Here is a 7703-nt window from a genome sequence, read left to right as displayed (position 1 = left end):
CCCAACCTGGGTGAGGCGCAACGGTGACGGGTACGCTCATCCCGCTTCGATCTGACCGCGGTGCCGCATCCGCGCTCGCCGTCTTCGACGTGACGGCGGTAGAGCTACTGCAGGAAGGCCGTGCGGCGACGTTGTCGGACGCGCGGCTCGACGTGATCCGGGCGGATCTGCTCGCCAAACGCAGGCAACTTGTCGCTATGATCGCCGATCTGCGGGCGAGGCTGCCGAGCGGTGACGCCCGGATCGACGCCGTCAACGCGACCCTGCTCGCCGAGGCGGGCATCGGACTGGGCTATGTTGACCAGTTTCTTGAGCAGGTGGGAGCCTGCGCTCTGCGCGCGCCGGATTAAGGCGGTACGCCAGCCCAATCAGGCACGGCCTGCGTCAGTACGGCCGCATGCGTCATCTGAATTTCTCCCAGGTTTAGAGAGGTCATAAACCAAGCTCATCTCATACTCCGCCTTATAAGTTGGCGGAGACAGCTCCTGTGTTGGATCAGCTTAGGATTACAACCAAAGGTAGGTACTGCTCGTCGGGCGGCGCGGACGTTCCGTGCCTGGCCGATGTCTCCGCCACCGACATCATCGAGCTGCGTCGCATCGAGCATGGATCGCTACCCGACAGCGGAGTGCGCGTCGCCTGCTACCTCGACAACATTGGGCTGATCTACGGCGTTGTGCTGCACGGCTCCCCCACGGGCTTCGTCTTGCAGGTGATGGCCAATCCCGAACGACGCTCCAGGATCGAAGCGCGGCTGGCATGGCTGCGCAGCGCTGAAACGCGGAACGACCAACGCAAGGCAGTCCGCATCGTCCCGGTCCACCGCGCGGTCCAGGTCAGGCTTCAGGATGCGGAAGCAGCCGAAGCGTTCGTCGCCGATCTGTCCATGACCGGCGCTGCCCTGATCTTGGACGAGCGGCCGTCGATCGGTACGCTCATGACGGTAGGTAAGCGCTACGCGACGGTGATGCGCCATACCGCCGAGGGGATCGGCGTAGCTTTCCGTCTGCCGTTCGGGCCGCTGACCTTCAACGAACGCGTCATCCTCTGACGGCGATCGATGAACGCGTGCCTGTTGATCACCGACGACGTTCATCGCGGCAGGCGCCTGGCGAGCGACCTCGCCGAGTGCGGGATGTGGCGCGTTCATGACCTCTATGGTGAGCGCGCGCCAGCCGCGGGCGCGCGCTTGATCCTCAGCGACGTCGAGGGCCTGCACTCTGATGCTCTCGTGCGTTTGCGTCGCATCTTAGATCGAGCCCGTGGCAAGGGCGTGCCATACCTCTTCCTCGTACATCGCAACGCCGCGCGGGCTGAAGCGCAAGCCCGGGTTCTCGGCGCCACCGACACGCTCGCCGCGACTTCAGCCGCCCGCCTCATCACCGATAAGCTCGCAACGATGGTTAAGGCCGGCTCGACCGAGGTCGCCGCACGTAAGCAGGCCGTCCGTGCCAAAAGCTTTTTGACAGCCGCCTTCTTCTCCGACCAACCGATCACCCCGGCCGTAGCCGAGACCGGAACCGAACTGATCGTTCAGGCCATTCGGGAGACGGACATCAACGACTGGGTACAGGCGGTGCAGCGCTTCGACGACGTCACGCACCAACACTGCCTACTCGTCGCCGGCTTAGCTGCCGCGTTCTCGGGATCGCTCGGGTTCTCGATGGCGGATCGTCACCACCTCGCCAAGGCCGCCCTGCTGCACGACGTCGGCAAGACAAAGATCCCGACTGCGATCCTGAACAAGCCGGGCAAGCTCGACGAGGCCGAGATCGCCGTTATGCGCACTCACCCGGTCGAAGGGTACGCTATGCTCGTCAGAGGCGGCTTCGATGCATCTCTGCTGTCGGTCGTGCGCTCGCATCACGAGATGCTGGATGGCTCTGGCTATCCGGATAGGCTGAAGAGAGCCGAGATCCCCGACCTGATCCGGCTGGTGACGATCTGCGACATTCACGCGGCGCTGATCGAGCGACGGCCGTACAAGGCCCCGATGAATGCAACGCGGGCCTACGCCATCCTGGAGAGTATGGCAGGTCGCCTCGATGCCGACCTTGTGCGCGCGTTCCGTCCTGTTGCTGTCGTTTCCGATATCGTGACGGTGCATTAACCAGATCGTACCACCGTATTCTCAGCGATCGGCTTCGGCCGCGCGCCGGAGGAGCAGCACCGGGGCCGGGTTCGCGATCAGCCTCGGTGCGGCCTCGTCGGCGCAGTCGTGCTGTCGGTCGGCACAAATCCAGATACTCCGGACAGCTGCGTTCATCGCCTATGAACGCTACCTGATCCGTGCTGATCACCGCCTCCGTTCGGTCTCCGCCTTGGCTCTTTCAAAAGCCTCGTGGCCAGTGGCGCTATCGTTCGCGCCTTGATCCTCGGGCTCCGTGCCCGCAGTTGGATCGGGTACGTTGATGTTCGGGATTGGCACCGTCGGAGGCACGACACTTACGCCCGGCGGCTTGTCGATTTCGGCCATGATGCTGAAAGCTCCTTCTATCGCCCGCGCAGGAAGAAGAACCACAGCAGGATGACGATGGGGATAGGCACCCCAATCAGCCACAACAGGCTACCGGTCAGCATGGTGTCGTCCCTCCTCAGGCTGAGCAACGACACGCCTTCTTGAACCGTTCCGCCAGCCAGGCGACGTCGGCAAGACGGACATCGCTTCGGATGAGCGACTGGCGCGAGAACATCTTCTGCCGCGCTGGTTTGAACCGCGGTCGACTTGCCCCGTTAAAGCCTCATGTCGAAGCCAGATCCGAACATAGATTGTCCTTGCGACCGTCTTCAGCGCAGGCTTGCCCTCAACATCCTGCTCGATGAACAGGTTATTGCCGCGCTTGCTCGGGCGGCGGCCGTACTCCGTGAGGAGAACGACCCCAGCGTACTTGACCTTGAGCATGCGATCCGCACACACCGGATCGGCATCGTGAAGCAGCGGGCCGTCTTGGGGGCTGCCGGGATCGACGTGTGATGGACCAGCGCCGCCTCTACGTTGTCCGGGGCGCCGCAAAGAATGGCATCATCACCTACAAGTGCCCGACGGCGGAGTGGGCCCTGAGAAAACTGCGGGACCTGAAGACCGCCGAGCGTCAGGACATCACCGTCACAGATCCCGACGGTGCCCAGCTCACCGAAGCCGAACTGATCAGCATCGTGGAAGGCTCGGGTGCTGCCCCTGCCGACGAGGCGTTGCCAGCCGCGCCTCAGATCACGCGGCGACCAGCATACGCATAGGTCCAAAGATCCTATCGATGCCACGGCACGGGCGTCGTTGGCATCATGACGATCCATCAATCTCTCCCCGTCATAATACCCTCAGCGATCATCTCAGTCCGTGCGCCGGAAGAGCGGCGCCGAGCACAACCTCACACCGCCTCGGTGCGGCCTCGCTGGCGTAGTCGTGCTGATCGGACACGATTGCCGCCAAGCTTGAGCCCGGCTAGACGCGCTGCCTTGGGTGCGCGGGAGTCGGAATGAGCGATGTCGTGGCTGCTCTGCTCCTCGCGCTGGCGGCCGAGAACGCCGAGTTGCGCGAGCATCTGGCGTCGGCCCAGGACATGCACGTGGAGACCGCAATCGACGCCGGCAAGATGCACGCGCTCGTCGAGGCTATGCGGACCGAGCGAGACGCTTGGCGGGAGGAAGTCGAGCGGCTGCAGACGTGGCTGACGCGGATGGCCTGAGGGCTGCAGAGGAAACTCGCCGATCTAACTTTCCACTTTGTGCTCTCAATCCCCATTAATCACCGCCGTTAACTAACTCATAACAATCGTTAACAGATCGTTGGCGTAGCGCTCGGCTTTGTGAGGAAATACGTAGGCGGGCTGGCGGCCCGTCTTACCCTCCGAGGTCATCATGGTTCGGGTCACGGCGCCCAGGCTTCATCTTCGCCTGGGTCTACGCACGCTCGCGAGCCTCGCCACGCCGCCCTTGACCCTCCTCGCCGGGACAGGGTCAGCCAGCGCCCACGTGAAATGGTTCTGCGCCTATGATGTCGCCGGCCACCCGCGCGGTCTCGAACAGGTGCTCTGCCAGAACTTTGAGTGGCTCACCGGGCTCGCCATCGTCTGCCTGATGCTGGGGTGCCTCGCCGAGGGCACGCCTTTGGGTGGGGCGCTCATGAGCGCCCTGGACCGCGTCACGTCACGCATCCGCACCGACACCGAGTTGCTGGTCCGCTGCACGCTCGGCTTCTTTCTGGTCTCCGTGTGGGGGCTCGGCGGGATCATCCTCACGCCGGAGCTGAAAACCGACGCCGCCTGGATCCCGTGGCTGCAGCTCGCCATGGCTACCTGCCTGATCTGGCGCCGGACCATGCCGCTCACCGGCCTCGGCATCGTGTTCCTCTTCTCCTTCGCCACGGCGCAGTACGGGCTGTTCCACCTCGCCGACTATCCGGTGTTCCTGGGCGTGGCCGTCTACCTGATCTGCCAGGGCCTCGGCCTGAAGCCCTTCGACATCCGCCCCCTCGATCTCGTGCGCTGGTCGGCTGCCGTCACGCTGATGTGGGCCTCGGTCGAGAAGTGGGCCTACCCGCAATGGACCGATCCACTGCTGGCCGCCAAGCCGCAGATGACCATGGGTGCCTCACCCGAGCTGTTCATGCAGGCCGCCGGCGTGATCGAGTTCACCCTGGCCTTCGCGCTGATCTGGACGCCCCTGGTGCGCCGGATGTCCGCGATCATCCTGGCGGCGATCTTCGTCTCGGCGGTGTTCGAGTTCGGCAAGGTCGACGCGATCGGCCACTCCGGGATCATCGTCGTGCTGCTCGGGATCGCGGCTGATGACGTGCGAACTGCGGTGCGGGTGCGAGACGCGGCCTGGGCGCCGGCATACTTTGGCGGCGCGCTCGCGACCTTCCTAGCGCTCTACTACGGGGGCCACGAAGCCCTGTACGAAGGCTTCGGTCGCCTGCCGGTCATCTGAACTAGCTCGGGGGAGGCTGGCCGTGGACCGTCTACTGCACGTGCACGGCAAGCTTCATCTTTGGGTGGATGCCACACAGGACGGTGAAATCACCCTCCGTCGGGAAGGTAATGACGGCTTTGGCACCGGGCTCGATATCACCGGAGTCAAAGGCGAACGTCTCAGCTTCGACGTTGGCCTGATGGACGAAGTTGTCGTCGTCGTTGACCACCGTGATGTGCTCGCCGACGTGGAGTGCGACGTCCCCCGGACCGAAACGCTTGCCCTTCTGAGAGATGATGAGATCGTCGCTTGGCAGAGTCGCGGTAGCCACACCGGTTATGGTGATCGCCCCGATGATCCCCAGGATCATCACCGGTAGCAATCTGCGGTTGTGTGGTTGCATCGTATACACCTAAGGCAGCGCGCCGATACTGTAATTGCCGTCAGAGAAGTTAATCGCGATCCAAAGACATGGGTCTAGAGGCTTTCATCGCAGCAATGTGACCAGCTTAGACGATCAATAAGCGGTTTGAGGTCCTGCTCGAGGGTGCTGTAATGTGGCGGCCTCCGCATCATCCTGCACAGAGCATGGCCTAAGGGAACGGCCGCGCCGGCATCTTCTGACGATGCGACCAGACTGGGCCACGGTAGGCGCTGGTCAGCGTCGCGACGCCGGGTTGATCGCCTAGAAAGCTGTCCACCACCTCCATGGAATGGGAGACTGCGGCCGCGATGGTTGGGGCGCTAAAAGCCACGCTGTGGATGTCCACGCTGCCCTGAGGTCGAGCTCTGGCGATCCGCAGGTGATACTGCATGGCCGGCTACCGCGCATTGACGGGTTGCCCTCATATAGGGCTGCCGGTCTCATCGTGGCCTGCAGCGAAGGCCGAGGTAACACCCTTCCCGATCAGCGGCTGACCCCGGACCCCGGTACTCCCCCGTTACTTCGTATCAGCGGCTGACAGGGGCGCTCGGGCAGCCTTCTCCTCCAACCTTTTCGATCAGGGCTTGTGCCTTGCCCTGTGCGCCCGAATTAGACCGACATCGGGCGCAGCGATGCTTGGGTTAAACAATTTTGAATACACATACCGTCATTGTGCAGGCAGATAATTTCTGCATCACGGGAGGGCCGATGCCACGCTACTTTTTTGACGTGCTGCACGATGGCGATGACGTGACGCGCGATCACAATGGGATCGACCTACCTGATCTTGAGGCGGCAAAGATCGAGGCTCTGGAGGTCTGGAAACGCATTCTCAAGGAGCGCGCCGCGGGAGCCTCTAACCCTTTTCATTGGCACGTGGCTATCCTGAATGAGAATGGAACAGCCCTGGCCAAGGTCCCTTACCCATCCGATCTTGGAACCGAAGCACCACACTGAGTCGGTGGGTTCACTCCCGCTCGCACCTTCAGTGCATGTGGTGTGATACCCCTGCTCTTACCGTAGGCGCTGCCGTATCGTTGCCGTCGGCTACCGGCCTGTGCCGTTCGTTGCCGTACTCTACTGTGACGCTACTCGCGACATCGGCCAGCGCGAACATCAAGCCCGCCGAGCCCGGTCCGCTTCCTCGGCCGCTACAGCCTCGACGTCCGCGATGACGTTCTCCAGTTCGGAGACCTGACACAGCGCGCTTCCGGCCGGTAATCCAGCGTGCTCGGCCATCGCCAGAATGAGCATACGCTGCTGCGTCTTGAGGCGTTCAAGGAGATCGTTCAGCTTGTCGGACATGAGCGGGCTGTAACCGCAAGGATAAGGGGTGACAACATGGCCAAGGCCATTCACCTGATCTGCCACCGCCAAGACGGCCGCTACAAGAACCTGCAACTCATAGGAAATCAGACGTATCGGTCAGGCTATTGGAAGATATCAGAAGCTGACGCGCAGGCACTCATCGGCGGGTGGGTCTACCTGCACGAGCGCAAGGCGGAACCATCAGGGTTCGGCGGGCGAGTAACCAAAATCGAACCGACAGCCTCAGACTATGACGGCACTGGAAGACGGTATGGCCTGGTCTTCGAAGCCTGCCGCGAAGGTCGGGGGCAGGTATGGCGAGGGGCGGGACATCCCATGGCCTGGACGGGTGGATTGACCGAAGCGACGGCCCCGCACGAGGCGGCTGGCTAAGATCGGCAGGGCTGTTGTCGGGCATCTCGACAGCCACGCTCGCCATCGCCATCTTGAGCGCATGCCCGGGCAGCACGGCCAGATCTACGATCCGCTGTAGGAGCTGGTGCCCCAGGCGGGTAGCTCGGGGTCCCACACGACCGCAACGTGATCTGACGGTGACCTATGCATCAACGCACCTGCCTCGACGCCGCCGACGTGCGCATCCTCATGGCTGCGGGGCGCGCCGAGGCCGAACGGCGCAACCTTCCAGTAGCGTTCGCGGTGGTCGACGGAGCGGGCGTGCTACTCGCCCTCGAACGCCTCGACGACGCACGGCTGCACACGCCGGAGGCGGCTTGGCTGAAAGCTCGGACGGCCGCGATCACGCGCACGCCGACCCAGGATCTTCAGGGGGCGGTCCAGGCGAACGCGGCGCTTCTCGCCTTCCCGGGACGCCTGCCACTGACGGGCGGGTTGCCGCTGCTGGTGGGCGTGCGCGTGATCGCGGGCGTCCGATCTTTCAGCCAAGCCGCCTCCGGCGTGTGCAGCCTTGCGTCGTCGAGGCGTTCGAGGGCGAGTAGCACGCCCGCTACGGCGACCACCGCGAACGCTACTGGTCGGGTGCGCCGTTCGGCCTCGGCGCGCCCCGAAGCCCGGAGTATGCCCACGTCGGGCGTGTCGAGGC

The 7703-nt window shown here is 63.5% G+C and carries 13 protein-coding genes and 1 pseudogene; 10 read left to right on the top strand and 4 right to left on the bottom strand.

Going from position 1 to position 7703, the window contains the following annotated elements; all coding sequences use genetic code 11:
• Positions 1-23: 23 nt before the first annotated feature.
• The 3 genes from MKK75_RS04835 to MKK75_RS04825 all read left to right on the top strand — a co-directional run bounded on the left by MKK75_RS04835 (position 24) and on the right by MKK75_RS04825 (position 2110).
• Entirely contained in the window at positions 24-350 is a 327-nt protein-coding gene (locus MKK75_RS04835; RefSeq protein ID WP_244041495.1) for a hypothetical protein, read from the top strand.
• Positions 351-487: 137 nt separating this feature from the next.
• On the top strand, positions 488-1051 hold the full coding sequence (locus MKK75_RS04830; RefSeq protein ID WP_244041494.1) for a PilZ domain-containing protein: 564 nt from the start codon (positions 488-490) through the stop codon (positions 1049-1051).
• Between the two features lie 9 nt (positions 1052-1060).
• Positions 1061-2110: an HD-GYP domain-containing protein gene (locus tag MKK75_RS04825; protein WP_244041493.1), complete on the top strand. Its 1050-nt coding sequence runs from the start codon at positions 1061-1063 to the stop codon at positions 2108-2110.
• Between the two features lie 186 nt (positions 2111-2296).
• On the opposite strand, the gene MKK75_RS04820 is transcribed toward MKK75_RS04825, so the two are convergent.
• Positions 2297-2476 carry a hypothetical protein gene (locus MKK75_RS04820; protein ID WP_244041492.1) on the bottom strand — a complete coding sequence of 60 codons (180 nt, stop codon included), beginning with the start codon at positions 2474-2476 and terminating at the stop codon, positions 2297-2299.
• Between the two features lie 267 nt (positions 2477-2743).
• Here MKK75_RS04820 and MKK75_RS04815 point away from each other — a divergent pair, with 267 nt between their 5' ends.
• The 4 genes from MKK75_RS04815 to MKK75_RS04800 all read left to right on the top strand — a co-directional run bounded on the left by MKK75_RS04815 (position 2744) and on the right by MKK75_RS04800 (position 4929).
• The gene (locus MKK75_RS04815) at positions 2744-2974 is read left to right on the top strand and encodes a hypothetical protein (protein ID WP_244041491.1); all 231 of its coding nucleotides are present in this window, start codon (positions 2744-2746) and stop codon (positions 2972-2974) included.
• Positions 2974-3237, top strand: coding sequence for a hypothetical protein (locus MKK75_RS04810; protein WP_244041490.1), 264 nt, complete (start codon positions 2974-2976; stop codon positions 3235-3237). The genes MKK75_RS04815 and MKK75_RS04810 overlap by 1 nt, the downstream gene beginning before the upstream one ends.
• Before the next feature lie 239 nt (positions 3238-3476).
• Complete coding sequence (locus MKK75_RS04805; RefSeq protein ID WP_244041489.1) at positions 3477-3686, top strand: hypothetical protein; 210 nt, start codon at positions 3477-3479, stop codon at positions 3684-3686.
• A 172-nt stretch (positions 3687-3858) separates the two neighbouring features.
• Positions 3859-4929, top strand: a complete 1071-nt coding sequence (locus tag MKK75_RS04800; RefSeq protein ID WP_244041488.1) for a hypothetical protein — start codon at positions 3859-3861, stop codon at positions 4927-4929.
• A 31-nt stretch (positions 4930-4960) separates the two neighbouring features.
• Here the strand turns inward: MKK75_RS04800 and MKK75_RS04795 are convergent, their stop codons facing one another.
• Positions 4961-5281, bottom strand: a complete 321-nt coding sequence (locus MKK75_RS04795) for a methylamine utilization protein (RefSeq protein ID WP_244041487.1) — start codon at positions 5279-5281, stop codon at positions 4961-4963.
• A 762-nt stretch (positions 5282-6043) separates the two neighbouring features.
• On the opposite strand from MKK75_RS04795, the gene MKK75_RS04790 reads away from it, so the two are divergent.
• The gene (locus MKK75_RS04790) at positions 6044-6292 is read left to right on the top strand and encodes a DUF6894 family protein (RefSeq protein WP_244041486.1); all 249 of its coding nucleotides are present in this window, start codon (positions 6044-6046) and stop codon (positions 6290-6292) included.
• Positions 6293-6451: 159 nt separating this feature from the next.
• On the opposite strand, the gene MKK75_RS04785 is transcribed toward MKK75_RS04790, so the two are convergent.
• Positions 6452-6640, bottom strand: a complete 189-nt coding sequence (locus tag MKK75_RS04785; RefSeq protein ID WP_244041485.1) for a hypothetical protein — start codon at positions 6638-6640, stop codon at positions 6452-6454.
• 36 nt (positions 6641-6676) lie between these two features.
• On the opposite strand from MKK75_RS04785, the gene MKK75_RS04780 reads away from it, so the two are divergent.
• The gene (locus tag MKK75_RS04780; protein ID WP_244041484.1) at positions 6677-7036 is read left to right on the top strand and encodes a hypothetical protein; all 360 of its coding nucleotides are present in this window, start codon (positions 6677-6679) and stop codon (positions 7034-7036) included.
• Between the two features lie 165 nt (positions 7037-7201).
• Positions 7202-7471: pseudogene (locus tag MKK75_RS36305) on the top strand (GlcG/HbpS family heme-binding protein); the annotation flags it as partial.
• On the opposite strand, the gene MKK75_RS36300 reads toward MKK75_RS36305, so the two are convergent.
• On the bottom strand, positions 7426-7620 hold the full coding sequence (locus MKK75_RS36300; protein WP_409567525.1) for a hypothetical protein: 195 nt from the start codon (positions 7618-7620) through the stop codon (positions 7426-7428). The pseudogene MKK75_RS36305 and the gene MKK75_RS36300 overlap by 46 nt on opposite strands.
• Positions 7621-7703 lie beyond the last annotated feature (83 nt).

The sequence above is a fragment of the Methylobacterium sp. J-030 genome (genome assembly GCF_022829545.1).
Classification (GTDB): Bacteria; Pseudomonadota; Alphaproteobacteria; order Rhizobiales; family Beijerinckiaceae; genus Methylobacterium.
This window is presented reverse-complemented; position numbering and strand designations above follow the sequence as displayed.

Bases quoted from the DNA above. Each gene is read 5' to 3' on its own strand.
- MKK75_RS04815 (WP_244041491.1), top strand. From the start codon at position 2,744: ATGTCGAAGCCAGATCCGAACATAGATTGTCCTTGCGACCGTCTTCAG.
- MKK75_RS04785 (WP_244041485.1), bottom strand. From the start codon at position 6,640: ATGTCCGACAAGCTGAACGATCTCCTTGAACGCCTCAAGACGCAGCAG.
- MKK75_RS04820 (WP_244041492.1), bottom strand. From the start codon at position 2,476: ATGGCCGAAATCGACAAGCCGCCGGGCGTAAGTGTCGTGCCTCCGACG.
- MKK75_RS04810 (WP_244041490.1), top strand. From the start codon at position 2,974: ATGGACCAGCGCCGCCTCTACGTTGTCCGGGGCGCCGCAAAGAATGGC.
- MKK75_RS04790 (WP_244041486.1), top strand. From the start codon at position 6,044: ATGCCACGCTACTTTTTTGACGTGCTGCACGATGGCGATGACGTGACG.
- MKK75_RS04825 (WP_244041493.1), top strand. From the start codon at position 1,061: ATGAACGCGTGCCTGTTGATCACCGACGACGTTCATCGCGGCAGGCGC.
- MKK75_RS04805 (WP_244041489.1), top strand. From the start codon at position 3,477: ATGAGCGATGTCGTGGCTGCTCTGCTCCTCGCGCTGGCGGCCGAGAAC.
- MKK75_RS04800 (WP_244041488.1), top strand. From the start codon at position 3,859: ATGGTTCGGGTCACGGCGCCCAGGCTTCATCTTCGCCTGGGTCTACGC.
- MKK75_RS04795 (WP_244041487.1), bottom strand. From the start codon at position 5,281: ATGATCCTGGGGATCATCGGGGCGATCACCATAACCGGTGTGGCTACC.
- MKK75_RS04780 (WP_244041484.1), top strand. From the start codon at position 6,677: ATGGCCAAGGCCATTCACCTGATCTGCCACCGCCAAGACGGCCGCTAC.